Source organism: Microtetraspora malaysiensis, assembly GCF_001528665.1.
GTDB classification, from domain to species: domain Bacteria; phylum Actinomycetota; class Actinomycetes; order Streptosporangiales; family Streptosporangiaceae; genus Microtetraspora_A; species Microtetraspora_A malaysiensis.
Genome location: NZ_BBYJ01000031.1, coordinates 1 through 16,283, shown reverse-complemented (window position 1 = coordinate 16,283; position 16,283 = coordinate 1). Strand labels below are relative to the sequence as shown.

13 protein-coding genes, 2 tRNA genes, 1 rRNA gene and 1 riboswitch are annotated in these 16,283 nt (G+C 67.8%); of the genes, 9 read left to right on the top strand and 7 right to left on the bottom strand.

Annotated features, from left to right (window positions below):
• Positions 1 to 19 precede the first annotated feature (19 nt).
• From AWQ71_RS33245 to AWQ71_RS33235, 3 genes are all read right to left on the bottom strand, one after another.
• Entirely contained in the window at positions 20 to 706 is a 687-nt protein-coding gene (locus AWQ71_RS33245) for a VldE C-terminal domain-containing protein (protein WP_245658719.1), read from the bottom strand.
• Positions 707 to 977: 271 nt separating this feature from the next.
• Positions 978 to 1,152, bottom strand: a riboswitch (cyclic di-AMP (ydaO/yuaA leader).
• Positions 1,153 to 1,223: 71 nt separating this feature from the next.
• Entirely contained in the window at positions 1,224 to 2,285 is a 1,062-nt protein-coding gene (galT, locus tag AWQ71_RS33240) for a galactose-1-phosphate uridylyltransferase (RefSeq protein ID WP_067141033.1), read from the bottom strand.
• On the bottom strand, positions 2,282 to 3,088 hold the full coding sequence (locus AWQ71_RS33235) for a DeoR/GlpR family DNA-binding transcription regulator (RefSeq protein WP_067141222.1): 807 nt from the start codon (positions 3,086 to 3,088) through the stop codon (positions 2,282 to 2,284). Before AWQ71_RS33235 ends, galT begins: the two co-directional genes overlap by 4 nt.
• 151 nt (positions 3,089 to 3,239) lie before the next feature.
• Here AWQ71_RS33235 and AWQ71_RS44900 point away from each other — a divergent pair, with 151 nt between their 5' ends.
• Positions 3,240 to 3,317, top strand: a complete 78-nt coding sequence (locus AWQ71_RS44900) for a 50S ribosomal protein bL37 (protein ID WP_387416559.1) — start codon at positions 3,240 to 3,242, stop codon at positions 3,315 to 3,317.
• Positions 3,318 to 3,376: 59 nt separating this feature from the next.
• Here AWQ71_RS44900 and AWQ71_RS33230 read toward each other — a convergent pair whose 3' ends face one another.
• The 3 genes from AWQ71_RS33230 to AWQ71_RS33220 form a co-directional block, all read right to left on the bottom strand.
• A complete protein-coding gene (locus tag AWQ71_RS33230; protein ID WP_067141030.1) occupies positions 3,377 to 4,072 on the bottom strand; it encodes a hypothetical protein in 696 nt (231 codons plus the stop codon).
• An 81-nt stretch (positions 4,073 to 4,153) separates the two neighbouring features.
• Positions 4,154 to 5,887: an ATP-binding SpoIIE family protein phosphatase gene (locus AWQ71_RS33225; protein ID WP_245658717.1), complete on the bottom strand. Its 1,734-nt coding sequence runs from the start codon at positions 5,885 to 5,887 to the stop codon at positions 4,154 to 4,156.
• Between the two features lie 204 nt (positions 5,888 to 6,091).
• A tRNA-Pro gene (locus AWQ71_RS33220) sits at positions 6,092 to 6,165 on the bottom strand.
• Between the two features lie 89 nt (positions 6,166 to 6,254).
• Here AWQ71_RS33220 and AWQ71_RS33215 point away from each other — a divergent pair.
• Positions 6,255 to 6,325, top strand: a tRNA-Gly gene (locus AWQ71_RS33215).
• Between the two features lie 101 nt (positions 6,326 to 6,426).
• On the opposite strand, the gene AWQ71_RS33210 is transcribed toward AWQ71_RS33215, so the two are convergent.
• Positions 6,427 to 6,888: an ATP-binding protein gene (locus tag AWQ71_RS33210; protein WP_245658715.1), complete on the bottom strand. Its 462-nt coding sequence runs from the start codon at positions 6,886 to 6,888 to the stop codon at positions 6,427 to 6,429.
• A 281-nt stretch (positions 6,889 to 7,169) separates the two neighbouring features.
• On the opposite strand from AWQ71_RS33210, the gene AWQ71_RS33205 reads away from it, so the two are divergent.
• From AWQ71_RS33205 to AWQ71_RS33175, 7 genes are all read left to right on the top strand, one after another.
• Positions 7,170 to 8,036, top strand: coding sequence for a Sco1979 family transcriptional regulator (locus AWQ71_RS33205; RefSeq protein WP_067141025.1), 867 nt, complete (start codon positions 7,170 to 7,172; stop codon positions 8,034 to 8,036).
• A 198-nt stretch (positions 8,037 to 8,234) separates the two neighbouring features.
• Positions 8,235 to 9,632, top strand: coding sequence for a trigger factor (tig, locus tag AWQ71_RS33200; protein ID WP_067141023.1), 1,398 nt, complete (start codon positions 8,235 to 8,237; stop codon positions 9,630 to 9,632).
• 200 nt (positions 9,633 to 9,832) lie between these two features.
• Complete coding sequence (locus AWQ71_RS33195; RefSeq protein WP_067141022.1) at positions 9,833 to 10,477, top strand: ClpP family protease; 645 nt, start codon at positions 9,833 to 9,835, stop codon at positions 10,475 to 10,477.
• Positions 10,474 to 11,136, top strand: a complete 663-nt coding sequence (locus AWQ71_RS33190; protein WP_067141019.1) for an ATP-dependent Clp protease proteolytic subunit — start codon at positions 10,474 to 10,476, stop codon at positions 11,134 to 11,136. The genes AWQ71_RS33195 and AWQ71_RS33190 overlap by 4 nt, the downstream gene beginning before the upstream one ends.
• A gap of 194 nt (positions 11,137 to 11,330) precedes the next feature.
• Positions 11,331 to 12,614, top strand: coding sequence for an ATP-dependent Clp protease ATP-binding subunit ClpX (gene clpX / locus AWQ71_RS33185; RefSeq protein WP_067141016.1), 1,284 nt, complete (start codon positions 11,331 to 11,333; stop codon positions 12,612 to 12,614).
• A 36-nt stretch (positions 12,615 to 12,650) separates the two neighbouring features.
• Entirely contained in the window at positions 12,651 to 15,275 is a 2,625-nt protein-coding gene (locus AWQ71_RS33180; protein ID WP_067141013.1) for a valine--tRNA ligase, read from the top strand.
• 571 nt (positions 15,276 to 15,846) lie between these two features.
• Positions 15,847 to 16,283, top strand: a 16S ribosomal RNA gene (locus AWQ71_RS33175); the annotation flags it as partial.

The following is a 16,283-nucleotide window of genomic DNA, read 5'->3' as shown; positions in this document are numbered from 1 at the left end:
GGGGGTGAGGTGGATGGCTTCAGTACATCGAGATGTGCACGTGGTCGTAGTGGTTGGCGGTGACGCCGCCGCGGTTTGACATCGTCCGCCAGCCGGGGCTGCCGAGGTTGTAGATCCGCTGCTGCCAGATCACGTACTTGACGCCCAGCTTGGAGCCGTTCTTGATGACCCAGGCGGCGACGCTGTCGCCCAGGGCCTTCATGCCCGGGCTCGGCATGGCGCCGCCGGAACTCATCATGAAGTCGCAGGCGCGGCCGAGAGGATGCTCGCCGCCGTCGTTCTCGGCCCGGTAGCAGCCGACCGTGAACTTCAGGTCGAAGTTCTTGCTGACCTGTTCCTTCATCAGCCGGGTCCGCGGCGTGATGTTGTCGCTGCCCGAGGGCAGCTCCGGAGCCCAGCCGCCGGCAGAGCGCCTGCCCGGAGCGATCGGTATGAGCTGATCGAGCTTGGCTCGGATGTCGTCGATCAGCTTCTCGGCGTCCTTGCGCTGCCGGGCGACCTCGTCCGACCGCGTCTTGATCTCCGTGATCAGGGCGGCGGCCGCGTCCGCCGCGGCTTTGCGCTCCGCTTTGAGTGTGGCGAACTGCGAGACCACGACGGCCTGCTCGTCCTGGAGCTGGGCCAGCACGGCCGCCCCTTGCAGGTCGGGGGTGCCGAACAGGCCGAGGTCGTGCGTCTGGTAGCGCAGGCCCGCGAGGCTGACCATCTCCCGCCGTGCTGCCTCGAAGTCGCCCTCGGCCTTGGCCAGCCGCTCCTTGGCCGCCTTCTCCGACTGCTGGGCCTTGGCGAGCTCGACCCGTTTGCCGTTGTAGTCGGCGATCAGTTTGTCGATCTTCTTGCGCAGGTCGGCGAGCTGCTTCTTGAGCTGGGTCTCGCTTGGCTTGGGAGCGGCGGCGCCGGCGGCGGAGGCAGTACCGAAGACGAGGGCGGCGGCGGTCAGCGCGGCCGCGGCCGCCGGAAACGCGCGGGGCAGAGCCCACTCCTCTCCATCTGCCGGCCGGGTTAGCTGACGGGTTCGGACTGGAGAAGTCCGGGCACGTGCGTGCCTTCACCCCAGGTGCTCGGCGTCCGTCCCGTACGAGGACGGATCGCCACAAGGTCGTGGGTCCCCGGCTCCCGGGCGAGGCGCCCGGGATTAGGCGCACCGGCGGTGACCGCCGGTGCGATGGATAGTAGTGGTAAAAGCGAGGTTTGCGCTAATTAAAGTTGTAATCGATTAGAGATCAGTTCGTTATCGAGGATTCGCGAAGTATCCGGGCGGCCTCCTCGGGCGCGACGTCGTTGACGAAGGCCCCCATCGCCGACTCCGACCCCGCCAGATACTTCAGCTTGTCCGGCGCTCTCCGGACGCTGAAGAGCTGGAGGTGGAGGTAGGCCAGCTCCCGCCGGTACCGCACGGGCGCCTGGTGCCAGGCCGCCACGTACGGCATGGCCACCCCGAACAGCGCGTCAAGCCGGCGCAACACCCCGGTGTAGAGCGGCCCGAAGGCGGCCCGCTCGTCCGCGTCCAGGGAGGGCAGGTCCGGCACCCGCCGATGCGGATAGACGTGGACCTCGAACGGATAGCGGGCGGCGGCCGGGACGAACGCGATCCAGTGCTCGTTGGCCGCCACCACCCGAGGCCCCTTCCGCTCGGCGGCCAGCACGTCCGCGAAGAGGTTGCCGCCCCGGTGCCGCGCCGCGACGTCGAGCATGTGCCGGGTACGCGGCGTCACGTACGGATAGGCGTAGATCTGGCCGTGTGGGTGGGGGAGGGTGATGCCGATCTCCGCGCCCCGGTTCTCGAAGCAGAAGACTTGCTCCACCCCCGGCAGGGCGGCCAGCTCGGCGGTGCGGTCGGCCCACGCGGCGAGGACGAGCTCCACCTGGTCGGGGCCGAGCGAGGAGAAGGACGCGTCGTGGTCGGAGGTGAAGCAGACCACTTCGCACCGCCCGACGCCGGGCCGCGCCGCGCTCAGCCCGCCGGGATCGGGAAAGTCGCCCTCCATGAAACTGAACGAGGGGAAGCGGTTCTCGAAGACCGCGACGTCGTAGGCCGAGGGGATCTCCGAGGCGGGGTGCGCCGGGCAGAGCGGGCACTCGTCGGCGGCAGGCAGGTGGGTCCTGGTCTGGCGATGCCCGGCGATCGCGATCCACTCGTCCATGAGCGGGTCGTAGCGCATCTGCGAGGCGGGCGGGCGCGGCGGCAGGTCGCGCGGGTCCACCGCGCCGCGGTCGGCGTCGTCGCGCCGGTCGTAGTAGAACAGCTCCCGCCCGTCGGCCAGGTGCGTGATCGTGCGCTTCATGCCGTGGGCTCCGCCCGCTCGTTCGGCTCGGACGGATCGGCCAGCACCAGCTCGCCCACGCGCTCGGACAGTTCCGCGCGGGCCTCGGCGGGCAGGCCGGTGTCGCTCACGACGACGTCGGCCCGATCGAGTTGGGCGATCGTGCTGATGCCGACCGTGCCCCACTTGGAGTGGTCGGCCAGGACCACCAGCCGCTGCGCCGACCCGACCAGCTCGCGGTCGGTCTCGGCCTCCAGCAGGTTGGGCGTGGTGAACCCGGCGCGGACGTTCATCCCGTGGACGCCGAGGAGCAGCACGTCGACGTTCAACGAGCGGATCGCCGCCACCGCGACCGGGCCGACCAGCGCGTCGGAGGGGGTGCGTACGCCCCCGACCAGCACCACGGTCTGATCAGGCCGCCCGGACCGGTGGAACACGTCCGCGACCTTCAGCGAGTTCGTGATCACGGTCAGCTCGGGTACGTCGGCGAGGTGCCGCGCCGCCGTCCACGTGGTCGTACCGGCCGACAGCGCGACCGAGCTGCCCGGACGCACGAGACGTGCGGCGCGGCGCGCGATGGCCTCCTTCTCGGCCTGCTGCCGCGCCGATTTGGTGGAGAACCCCGGTTCCTCGGTCGACCCGGCGCCGGAGATCGTGGCGCCTCCGTGGACCTTCTCGACCAGCCCCCGCTCGGCGAGCGCCTCCAGGTCGCGCCGAATCGTCATGTCGGACACGCCGAGGTCCCGGACCAGCTCCGCGACGCGCGCGCCACCGGTTCTGCGGATCCGCTCCAGGATCGCCTGCTGCCGTAGCTGGGCCAGCATCACCGCTCCAATCAACAGATTCCAACAAACTATGCCACATTCTTGCGGGGAATCATGTTTGGTCCTGAGGATATGAGCGGCGACGCTGTACGGGCCCGGCCGCCTCATGAAGAGTGAGGGCACTGGCTGTACGACGGAAGGCGGTTCCCGCATGGGCAAGCGAGCGCGCAAGTCGAAGTCACGGAAGAAGAAGCAGGCGAACCACGGCAAGCGGCCCACCGGCCGCTAGCCGGCCCGGGCCTCGGGGCGGTGGGTGGCACCCTCGGCGCCCCCACCGTCCACCGGGGCTCAGCGCGTACGGCGGCCGCTTCGCCGGAAGTCCGCGGCGGCCGCGACCAGCACGCCGGCGACCATGAGGAGCCGCAGTCCGATGTCGGGAAACCGCGTCATGGTGTGGAAATAGCGCTCGGCGGCCACGAGATCGAGCTTGTACGACGCCACGGTGTTCATGTAGACGCTGTGCGCGATCGAGAGCACGGCCGCGAGCGCGAGCGTGCAGGCGGCGACGCCCAGTCCCGCCGACAGCGCGGCCCTGCGGCGGTTCGGCGCCAGCAGAAAGCCCGCGGCCAGCAGGGTCGCCGAGGTCGCCGGAAGGATCCAGCCGAGCGAGTTGTAGGCGAACCTGCCGGTCGTGATCAGGCGCAGCCCCTTGCGCGCCATCCTTGCGGCATCGATCCACAGGCCCTGGTAGACGGCACTGTGTGACAGGCGCGGCAGCTTCTCGGCCACCAGGCTCCTGACATGGTCCAGCTTCACGTCGAGATCCACCGGAAGCCCGCGCTGTTCGAGCGCGGCGGCCGCCTCATCCACACTCCACACCTCGCCCGCCGTCCACACAGCGACCATGGAGAGCGGCGCGAGCACGCACCCGAAGGCGATCAGGAGGGCCGCGAACCCCGCCGCGAGGTGACGGCGGGGACGGCCCGACGCCGCACGTCGCCGGCGCAGGCGGAGCGGTTCGGCGTGCGCGTCCGTCTCGGTCACACCACCGCTCCCCCCGTGCGTTTCCGGGGGAGATACCCGCGACGCCGGACGGCACGGGAAAAGGCCGGGTCAAGAAGACGTTCAGGGGAGGCGCTGCTCGACCCAGACGATCTTTCCCTGGGCGGTGGGACGCGTTCCCCAGCGGTAGGCGAACCGCTTGATCAGCATCAGCCCGCGCCCGGTGTCGTCGTCCAGGGCGGGCGTGCGCGGCGCCGGGGCCGTCGAGGAGCCGTCGGCGACCTCGCACACCAGCGTCCGGCCGCGCAGCAGACGCAGCTCGATCGGCGGCCACCCGTGCTTGAGGGCGTTGGTGACCATCTCGCTGACGATCAGCTCGGTGGTGTCGGCCAGGCTCATGAGACCCCACGCCGACAGCGTGTTCCGTACGAACCTGCGGGCCGTGCGGACGAACCGGGGGTCGTCCGACAGCGGGAAGGACGCCATCTCGTCCGGGTCGAGATCACGGACCCGGGCCAGCAGCAGGGCGATGTCGTCGCGCTCGTGCCCGGGCCGCTGGCTGTTGATGGTCAGGTCGCACATGTCCTCGAGATCTTGGAGCGGTCCCGCGAGCAGGTGGCGCAGGGCCATGATCCCCGCGTCGATGTCCCGCCGTCTGCTCTCCACCAGCCCGTCCGTGTAAAGGGCGAGGACGCTGCCCGCCGGGAGCGTCAGCTCCCGCGTCTCCAACGGGTCGCTGCCGATACCGAGCGGCAGCCCCGGCGGCATCTCGACGATCTCGGTCGACCGGTCGGGATGGAGCAGGATCGGCGGCACGTGGCCGGCCCGCGCGATCGAGCAGTTGCGCGTGATCGGGTCGTACACGGCGTACACGCAGGTGGCGATCTGCGTCGGGTCGAGGTCCTGGCTCATCAGGTTGAGCCGGAAGAGCACCTCGTCGGGGGGCAGGTCCAGGCTCGCGAGGGTGCGCGCGGCGGTGCGGAGCTGGCCCATGGTCGCGGCCGCTCTGGTGCCGTGCCCCATGACGTCGCCGACGACCAGCGCGGAGCGGCACCCGGGCAGGGGGATCACGTCGTACCAGTCGCCGCCCACGCCCATGAGGTCGCTCGCCGGGAGGTACCTGGAGGCGATCTCCATGCCGAGGGCGTGGGGCAGCTCGGCGGGCAGCAGGCTGCTCTGCAGCGTCAGGGCGGTCCGGCGCTCACGCGTGTACAGCAGGGCGTTGTCGACGCAGACGGCGGTCCGCGCGGCCAGCTCCTCGGCCACCGCGACGTCCTGTTCCTCGAACGGCGGGCCTCCCGGCCGCCGGGTGAACACCGCGCATCCCAGCACCCGTCCGCGCGCGCTGAGCGGTACGGCGAGGAAGGAGGTGTCGGTGAGCAGCGCCGCGACGGTGCTCTCCCGGTCGAGGCCGCTGCCGATCAGCCGCGCCGTCTCAGCGTCCAACTGGGGATACATGAGCGGCATGCCGGTCGCCATGCACTGGGCGTGGGGGAGCTCCGAGGGGTAGGCCGTCACTTCGTCGAGCGGGACGGCCCGCACCCACGCGTGCGGATCGTCGGCGGCGACGCCGAGGGCCATCCGCCGGACCAGCGCCGTGCCGTCCAGCGGGCGGGACGGGAACTCGCCGTCCACGACCAGCCGGTCGTGGATCAGGACTTCCGCGGTGTCGGCGAAGCGCGGAACGGCGACGTCCATGAGCTCGCGGCTCGTCTCCGCGAGATCAAGCGTCGTGCCGATGCTGCGGCTCGCCTCGTTCAGGAAGGTCAGCCGCTCGTTCGCCGAGACCGAACTGCTCCGGCGCCACTCGGACTGGTTCCCCTCTATGGGGTCCTTGATCAGGCAGTTGCGGTTCAAATCCGTTTCTCTCCGGAGAGGCAGAAGATGTCCCCGAATCGTAAAGAGAAGATCTGCCGCATTTCAGGTGTTTGCCAGATGACGGGAGCCGGATCGTCACGCGATCTCGCTCACCCGGCGGCGGCCGGGGCCGCACGAGCACCTCCGGACACGAATGAGGCCGCCTCCGATGCCGGAAGCGGCCCGTCACACTGGAAGAGCTCGTCGGGGCGACAGGATTTGAACCTGCGACTTCTTGCTCCCAAAGCAAGCGCGCTACCAAGCTGCGCCACGCCCCGCTGCGTCGATTGCGCGAGCGCTCCGGAACTCCGGTACGCTTACGCCCTGACGACCGGATGAAGTCTAGACCAGATGAAGACCGGCGCGTGCGGACGTAGCTCAATGGTAGAGCCCCAGTCTTCCAAACTGGCTACGCGGGTTCGATTCCCGTCGTCCGCTCTGATTGCGACAAAGGCCAGGTCAACCGGCATCGGATGACCTGGCCTTCGTCATGCGGCGGGTGCTGACGGATTTTTCTGATCAGCCGCACGCTTTCTGGATCAGTCGGACGCGCGGAAGCGCGCCCACACGGCCTTGCCGCCGTTGTCGAGCGCGTCCCAGCCCCACTCCTGGCTGTACGTCTCGACGATGTAGAGCCCGCGGCCGTGCTCCGAGATGAAGTCGGGCTCCTTGGGCGTCGGGACCTCGTCGCTCGGGTCGGCCACGACCAGGAGGATGTCCGGCGAGAGGCGGACCAGGGTCAATGTGATTGGGCTCTCGTCCCGCGTCTTTCCGGGATAGAGCGCGTAGCGCACGGCGTTGGTCACGAGTTCGGAGACGACCAGGGCGGCGTCGTCGCCGAGTTCGGACAGGCCCCACTCGTTCAGGGTGGAGCGGGTGACGTCCCTGGCGGTCTTCACGGAGTCGGCCTGCGGCCCGAGCGGGCAGATCGCCTGGTCCGCGGCGCCGGCGGAGCGCAGCATCTCGCGGACGCTCCGGCGGGGTAGCTGGGCGGATGGCATGGGCTTCTCCAACATCCTGCCCTTTACCTCCCGCTAGCCGCTTTTGACGTCAGTGCACCATTAGCCCAATATGCACTACGCCATGATGGGACAGCCGACCGGCCCCTGCAAGACCCAAATGCACGTGCAGTTGCCTTGTGCAGCGGCACACGACGTTTTCCGGCGACACGGCGCGATCGGCCCTTGTCATTGGGGCGTGAAGTGGTGACACTGTGTGGGCTGAGGTGTGGCTCAGATCTTTCCCTCGGCGCATGTCACGCATCGACTGAGAGGGAGGCGCCGTGACACAGACCCAGCCGGGCTCCGGGCCGACGGCGCTTCGCATCCTCCTCGGCTCCCAGTTGCGCAAGCTCCGCGAGAACAAGGGTGTCACGCGTGACGAGGCCGGCGAGGTCATCCGGGGCTCCGAGTCCAAGATCAGTCGCATGGAGCTCGGCCGCGTCGGGTTCAAGGAACGTGACGTCGCCGACCTTCTCACCTTCTACGGCGTAGAGGAGCCCCGGGCACGCTCCGCGGTGATGGAGCTGGTGGAGCGGGCCAACGAGCCCGGCTGGTGGCACCGGTTCAACGACGTGCTGCCCGCCTGGTTCCAGGCGTACGTCGGGCTGGAGGAGGCGGCCGCCCGCATCCGCACCTATGAGGTCCAGTTCGTGCCCGGTCTGTTGCAGACCAAGGAGTACGCCCGGGCCGTGATCACCGCGGGCGCCGTCGGGGCCGGGCCCGAGGAGATCGCCCGGCGGGTGGATCTGCGGCTGGGGCGCCAGCGCGTCCTGGACGGCGACGGCGGCCCGATGTTCTGGGCGGTCATCGACGAGGCGGCCCTGCGCCGCCCCATCGGCGGCGTCGAGGTCATGAGGGGCCAGCTCCAGCACCTGATCGACCTGATGAACCAGCCCAACATCACGATCCAGATCATGCCGTTCAGCTTCGGCGGACACGCCGCCGAGGGCGGCGCGTTCAGCATCTTGCGGTTCCAGGACGCCGACCTTCCCGACATCGTCTACGTCGAGCAGCTCGCCAGCGCGCTCTACCTGGACAAACGGGATGAGGTGGACCGGTACGGCGAGGTCATGGAGCGGCTCTGCGCGGTCAGCACGACCCCGGACGAGACCGCCGGGATGTTGCGACAGATCATGCTCGACCTGTGAGCAGTCGCTCCTAGGCGTGTCTCTGCCCTAGACTGCACCTTGGCGCTGGACACCCGCCACAGTGGAGCCTGCCCAAAGGGTCGTGCCAAGGCGGCGGTGCTTCGTGCCGCTCACGTGGGCGCGGCGCCCGTAACGCGCCGCGGTATCCGTGCTAGGCGCGCCCGCGATCACCAAAAGCTTGATCAAGGAGACCACCCCGTGAAGACCGCTGTCGAGGAGCTCAGCCCGACCCGGGTGAAGCTCACCGTCGAGGTGCCGTTCGAGGAGCTCGAGCCGAGCCTGGAAGCCGCCTACAAGAAGGTCGCCCAGCAGGTGCGTGTCCCCGGCTTCCGCCCTGGCAAGGTGCCCGCCCGGATCATCGAGCAGCGCTTCGGCCGCGCGGTGGTTCTCGAGGAGACCCTGAACGACGCCCTGCCCAAGCTGTACGGCCAGGCCGTGGACGAGACCGACGTGTTCCCGGTCAGCCAGCCCGAGATCGAGGTCACCAAGATCGAGGACGGCTCGCAGGTCGAGTTCACCGCCGAGGTGGACGTCCGTCCGTCCTTCGAGGTCCCGGACTTCCAGGGCGCCGAGGTCGTCGTCGACGTCGCCGAGGTGTCCGACGAGGACATCCAGACCCAGCTCGACGCCCTCCGCCAGCGTTTCGCCACGCTGACCGGCGTGGAGCGTGCGGCCGCCAGCGGCGACTACGTCGTCATGGACCTGCGCGCCGAGATCGACGGCAAGAACCTCGAGGAGCAGCAGGCCGCCGACGTCTCCTACGAGGTCGGCGCCGGCTCCGTGCTCCAGGGCCTCGACGAGGCTCTCGAGGGGCTGTCCGCAGGCGAGGAGAAGACCTTCCGCACCACCCTGGTCGGCGGTGAGAACGCCGGCGATGAGGCCGACGTGATCATCAACGTGAAGTCGGTCAAGGAGAAGGTGCTGCCCGAGCTGGACGACGAGTTCGCGCAGCTCGCCAGCGAGTTCGACACGCTCGACGAGCTGAAGGACAGCATCCGCGAGCAGGCCCGCCGCAACAAGCTCGTCGAGCAGGTCATGCAGAGCCGCGAGAAGGCCCTCGACGCCCTCCTCGAGAAGATCGACATCCCGCTGCCGGAGAGCGCGCTCAAGGCCGAGATCGACGCGCGCAAGCACAACCTCGAGCACCAGATCGCCGAGAGCGGCCTGAGCCGCGAGGCGTTCTTCCGCCTCTACCAGACGACCGAGGACGAGCGCTTCGCCGAGTTCGAGGACAGCGCCGCCAAGGCGCTGAAGTCCGGCTTCGTCCTCGACAAGATCGTCAAGGCCGAGGAGATCGGCGTCAGCGAGCAGGAGCTCACCAACTTCGTGGTGCGTCGCGCCATGCAGCTCGGTGTCGCCCCGAACACCCTGGCCCAGCACCTCGCCGACAACGACCAGCTCACGCTGGCCATGATGGAGATCGTGCGGGAGAAGGCCAAGACGGTCGTCGGTGACGCCGCCAAGGTGACCGACGAGGCCGGCAACGAGGTGGACATCAAGGCCATCTACGCCGAGCTCAACCCCGAGCAGGAGGCTGAGGGCGTCGAGGAGGCCGGCGTTCAGGAGCCCGGCTCCCAGGAGGAGTCCGCGGAGTAGGCGTTCGCCACAGGCTTCACCACGACCCCTGTCGCGCTTCGGCGCGGCGGGGGTCTCGTGTTCCCGGGTACTGGGCATGTGGGGGCGCCGGGCCCATGCGCCGTCAGCGAACAGCAACCCGACGGGGCATGAGCTGTCCGCGCCGCGCGTTAAGGTCACAAGCAAAGCCAATCGACTTCGACGCATCGGAAGGTGACGCTGTGACCAGCCCGCCGACCTTCTTCCAGCCCACTAGCTTCGGCCCGGACGCACGCGGCAGTGAGAACGGCTCGTTCCGCCTGGAGGACCAGCTCTACCAGCGGCTGCTCCGCGAGCGCATCGTGGTGCTCGGCACCCAGGTCAACGACGAGGTCGCCAACCGGCTCTGCGCCGAGCTGCTCCTCCTTGCGGCGGACGACCCGGACAGGGACATCTGGCTGTACATCAACTCGCCCGGCGGCTCGGTGACGGCCGGAATGGCGATTTACGACATGATGGAGTACGTGCCGAACAACGTGTGCACCGTCGCGATGGGTCTGGCCGCCTCCATGGGCCAGTTCCTTCTCTGCGCGGGGGCACAGGGCAAGCGGTACGCGCTTCCTCACGCCCGCATCATGATGCACCAGCCGTCGGGCGGCATCGGTGGAACCGCGGCGGACATCGCGATCCAGGCAGAGCAGATGCTCTACGTGAAGAAGACCCTGGCTGAGCGGATCGCTTTCCACACCGGTCAGCCACTCGAGCAGATCGAGCGCGACTCCGACCGTGACCGCTGGTTCACGGCCGAGGAGGCCAAGGACTACGGCTTCATCGACCACGTCGTGCGCAGCGCACGGCAGGTGCCCTCCGAGGGCGCCGTCTCATGAGCGGAGCTTTCGAAGTGAATGAGCTGATCCGGCCAGGAGACATCAACGGCCGTTACATCATCCCTTCGTTCGTCGAACGCACGACGTACGGCGTGAAGGAGATGAACCCGTACAACAAGCTGTTCGAGGACCGCATCATCTTCCTCGGCGTGCAGATCGACGACGCCTCGGCGAACGACGTCATGGCGCAGCTGCTCACCCTGGAGTCGCTCGACCCGGACAGGGACATCAGCATCTACATCAACTCGCCGGGTGGTTCGTTCACCGCCATGACGGCGATCTACGACACGATGCAGTTCGTCCGCCCGGAGATCCAGACGGTCTGCCTCGGGCAGGCGGCGTCCGCCGCGGCGGTGCTGCTGGCCGGCGGCACGCCCGGCAAGCGGTTCGCGCTGCCGAACGCCCGCGTCCTGATCCACCAGCCCTCCACCGAGGGCGGCGGCCAGGGTAGCGACATCGAGATCCAGGCTCGGGAGATCCTGCGCATGCGGGACCTGCTCGAGGACATTCTGGCGCGGCACTCGGGCAAGTCGCCGGACGAGGTCCGCAGGGACATCGAGCGCGACAAGATCCTGAGCGCCGAGGAGGCAAAGGCGTACGGGCTGGTGGACGACATCATCCCGACGCGGAAGAAGCGCGCCGCGGCGATCGCTTCCTGAGGAAGTCGAAGGCACCGGAACGGTGCCCATTTGGGCACGTTCCGGTGCGACTCACCGTCAGGGGGCTCACTGAGGGTCTGGGAGACGGTAACGTCGATACCTGAGCGGGATGACGTTTTCGCACCGACTCAGAGCGCGCGGCGGACGGAAATGACCGCGTCAGCAGGGCGGTCCCACGCAAAGGAGTATCTGGGGTGGCACGCATCGGCGACGGGGGAGACCTGCTGAAGTGTTCGTTCTGCGGCAAGAGCCAGAAGCAGGTCAAGAAGCTTATCGCCGGACCCGGCGTCTACATCTGCGATGAGTGCATCGACCTCTGCAACGAGATCATCGAAGAGGAGCTCTCCGAGTCCTCTGAGCTGAAGTGGGACAACCTCCCCAAGCCGCGCGAGATCTACGAGTTCCTTGAGGCCTACGTCATCGGACAGGACAAGGCGAAGAAGGCGCTTTCGGTAGCGGTCTACAACCACTACAAGCGCGTCCAGTCCGGTGAACGTGCCCGGGACGACGGCCTGGAGCTGGCCAAGTCCAACATCCTGCTCCTCGGGCCCACCGGTTCCGGCAAGACGCTGCTCGCGCAGACGCTCGCCAAGATGCTGAACGTGCCGTTCGCGATCGCCGACGCCACCGCGCTGACCGAGGCCGGCTACGTCGGAGAGGATGTCGAGAACATCCTGCTCAAGCTGATCCAGGCGGCCGACTACGACGTGAAGAAGGCCGAGACCGGCATCATCTACATCGACGAGGTCGACAAGATCGCGCGCAAGAGCGAGAACCCGTCGATCACGCGAGACGTCTCCGGTGAGGGCGTCCAGCAGGCCCTGCTGAAGATCCTTGAGGGCACCACCGCGAGCGTGCCCCCGCAGGGCGGGCGCAAGCATCCGCACCAGGAGTTCATCCAGATCGACACCACGAACGTGCTGTTCATCTGCGGTGGCGCCTTCGCCGGGCTCGAAAAGATCATCGAGTCCCGGATCGGCAAGAAGGGGATCGGCTTCAACGCCATCATCCGGTCCAAGGAGGAGGTGGACTCCTCGGACATCTTCTCCGATGTCATGCCGGAGGACCTGCTCAAGTTCGGCATGATCCCCGAGTTCGTCGGCCGGCTCCCCGCGATCACCTCGGTGCACAACCTCGACCGGGACGCGCTGATCCAGATCCTCACCGAGCCGAAGAACGCGCTCGTCAAGCAGTACCGCCGCCTTTTCGAGCTGGACAACGTCGAGCTGGAGTTCAGCGACGACGCGCTCGAGGCGATCGCGGACCAGGCGATCCTGCGCGGCACCGGCGCCCGGGGCCTGCGGGCCATCCTGGAGGAGGTCCTGCTCTCGGTGATGTACGAGGTGCCCTCCCGCGAGGACGTCGCCCGCGTCGTCATCACCCGCGAGGCGGTCCTGGAGCACGTCAACCCGACGCTCGTGCCGCGGGACCAGCTCCAGGCGAAGCAGCAGCGCACGCCCAGGGAGAAGTCCGCCTGACCCGCGCGAAACGGCCGCGCGGGCACTCGACCGCAGATGGTGGCATGGGAGCGGACGTGGACGGCCATAGAATTGGTCACCGTGACAACGCCTGAACTGCCAACTCAGTACGCACCCGCCGACGTCGAGACCCGAAGCTACGAGCGCTGGGTATCGGAGGGCTTCTTCACCGCGGACCCGGGCAGCGGGCGTGAGCCATACAGCATCGTGCTCCCCCCGCCGAATGTGACCGGTTCGCTGCATGTGGGACACGCCCTCGACCACTCGATCCAGGACGCGCTGACCCGCCGGGCCCGGATGCGCGGCATGGAGACGCTGTGGGTCCCAGGAATGGACCACGCCGGCATCGCCACCCAGAACGTCGTCGAGCGCGAAATCGCCAAGGAAGACCTGTCCCGCCACGATCTGGGACGCGAGGCGTTCGTCGATCGGGTGTGGCAGTGGAAGGAAGAGTCCGGCGGGCGCATCCTCGGCCAGATGCGGAAGCTCGGCGACGGCGTCGACTGGTCGCGCGAGCGCTTCACGATGGACGAGGGCCTCTCCCGGGCCGTCCAGACCATCTTCAAGAAGCTCTTCGACGACGGGCTCATCTACCGCGCCGAGCGCATCATCAACTGGTGCCCCCGCTGTCTCACCGCGCTCTCCGACATCGAGGTGGAGCACAGCGAGGACGAGGGAGAGCTCGTCTCCATCCGGTACGGGTCGGACGAGACGGAGATCGTGGTCGCGACCACGCGGGCCGAGACGATGCTCGGCGACACCGCGGTCGCGGTCAACCCGTCCGACGAGCGCTACGCGCACCTCGTCGGCCAGCTCGTGGAGCTCCCGCTCACCGGCCGCCGCATCCCGATCGTCGCGGACGAGCACGTGGACCCGTTCTTCGGAACGGGCGCGGTGAAGGTGACTCCCGCCCACGACCCCAACGACTTCGAGATCGGCCGCCGCCACTCGTTGCCGTCGGTCGCCGTGATGGACGAGCGCGGTGTGATCACCGCCCACGGCCCCTTCCAGGGACTGGACCGGTTCGAGGCCCGGCCCGCGGTCGTCGCCGCTCTGCGACAGCAGCGCAGGATCGTCGCCGAGAAGCGGCCGTACCTGCACTCGGTGGGCCACTGCTCCCGCTGCAAGACCGTTGTGGAGCCGCGCCTGTCGCTGCAGTGGTTCGTCAACGTGTCGCCGCTGGCCAAGGCCGCGGGCGACGCGGTCCGCGACGGGCGGACCCGCATCCACCCGCCGGAGCTGGCCAAGCGCTACTTCGACTGGGTCGACGACATGCACGACTGGTGCATTTCCCGCCAGCTCTGGTGGGGGCACCGGATCCCCGTCTGGTACGGCCCGGCGGGCGAGGTCGTGTGCGTCGGCCCGGACGAGGAGCCGCCGGCCGGCTACGTCCAGGACCCGGACGTGCTCGACACCTGGTTCTCCTCAGGGCTCTGGCCGTTCTCCACGCTGGGCTGGCCGGAGATCACCCCTGAGCTCAAGCGGTTCTACCCGACGTCCGTGCTGGTCACCGGATACGACATCCTCTTCTTCTGGGTCGCCAGGATGATGATGTTCGGCCTGTACGCCATGGACGGGCAGCCGCCGTTCCGCACGGTGGCCCTGCATGGCATGGTCCGCGACCAGTTCGGCAAGAAGATGTCCAAGTCGTTCGGGAACGTGGTCGATCCGCTGGACTGGATCGCCCGCTACGGCGCCGACGCCACCAGGTACACCCTCCTGCGCGGGGCCAACCCGGGCTCTGACGTGGCCATCAGCGAGGACTGGGCGGCGGGTTCGCGCAACTTCTGCAACAAGATCTGGAACGCGACCAGGTTCACGCTCATGAACGGCGCGGTGTCGGACGGCCTGCCGTCCGAGCTCACCGCCGCCGACCGCTGGGTGCTGTCGAGGCTGCAGAGCGTGATCGCGTCTGTGGACGCGGCCTTTGAGGACTTCGAGTTCGCCAAGGCCTCCGACGTCCTCTACCACTTCGCCTGGGACGAGGTGTGTGACTGGTATGTCGAGCTCGCCAAGATCCAGATCTCCCAGGGCGGACAGGTCGCGGAGAACACCAAGCGCGTTCTCGGCCACGTCTTCGATGCCCTGCTGCGGTTGCTGCACCCGCTGGTGCCGTTCGTGACCGAGGAGCTCTGGCGGGCCCTGACCGGCGGAGAGTCACTGGTCGTGGCCGACTGGCCGGTCCCCGTGGCGGAGCTGGCCGACCCGAGAGCCGAGGAGGAGATCGCCGCGCTCCAGGAGCTCGTGACCGAGGTGCGCAGGTTCCGCTCTGACCAGGGACTCAAGCCTGGCCAGCGGGTGGCTGCCCGGCTGTCCCTCGCCGGTACGGCTCTCGCCCCCCACGAGGAGGCCGTCCGGGCGCTGCTTCGGCTGAACGCGCCAGGGGAGACCTTCACGGCCACCGCCCGCATCGCAGTGGGGGGTGTGGACGTGGAGATCGACACCGCCGGGGCCATCGATGTCGTCGCGGAGCGCAAGCGCCTGGAGAAGGATCTCGCTGTCGCGCGCAAGGAGCAGGCCCAGGTCCTTGGGAAGCTCGGCAACGAGCAGTTCATGGCCAAGGCGCCCGAAGACGTGGTGGCGAAGGTGCGTGCCCGTGCCGCGCAGGCCGAGGAGGACATCGCGCGCCTCGAGGCCCAGTTGGCCGCACTTCCCGCCTAGATGTCATACGGGTCGGCCGACGCAGGTTTGAGGCGACCAGAGCTGGGAATGATGCTCAGGTTGCCTCAGGCGTGCGCGGTCGGCCCTGAGGGGTGGTAAGGTTCTTTCTCGCAGGACACACCGGCGCGTCTCACTCCCTTAGTGGAAATGAGTGCTACGGTTCCTGTATCTCCTCCAACTTCCCGGTAATTCCGGCTGTTCGGGCGCAATTCGACAGAATTGCGAACGGATAGTAATTTGGAGGGGTTGCCCCGGAAACGGGGCGGCTGCGATTCCTCTGGAGTTGCGCGGTTCGGGTCAAGTGCTCCGAAATGGGGCGGTTTGACACGGACCGGGCGACACGGAAGAATAGTAAACAGAAAGAACGAAGCGAATAACGCCCCGGAGCGGATGGCTCGGTTTCGAGTCTGAGGTGATGGTGGTCGCGTCCGTTTCTTGAGAACTCAACAGTGTGCTAAAAGCCAGTGCATGATGCACAACCCCGTCCTTACCTGCATCTTTGGGTGTGGGGGGATGGATTCCTTTGGTTGACATTCATGTTGAATGTTGGCCAGGAAAAACTCGAAGACATTGTTTGGAGAGTTTGATCCTGGCTCAGGACGAACGCTGGCGGCGTGCTTAACACATGCAAGTCGAGCGGAAAGGCCCTTCGGGGTACTCGAGCGGCGAACGGGTGAGTAACACGTGAGTAACCTGCCCCTGACTCTGGGATAAGCCTGGGAAACTGGGTCTAATACCGGATATGACTACTTCGGGCATCCGATGGTGGTGGAAAGTTTTTTCGGTTGGGGATGGACTCGCGGCCTATCAGCTTGTTGGTGGGGTAGTGGCCTACCAAGGCGACGACGGGTAGCCGGCCTGAGAGGGCGACCGGCCACACTGGGACTGAGACACGGCCCAGACTCCTACGGGAGGCAGCAGTGGGGAATATTGCGCAATGGGCGAAAGCCTGACGCAGCGACGCCGCGTGGGGGATGACGGCCTTCGGGTTGTAAACCTCTTTCAGCA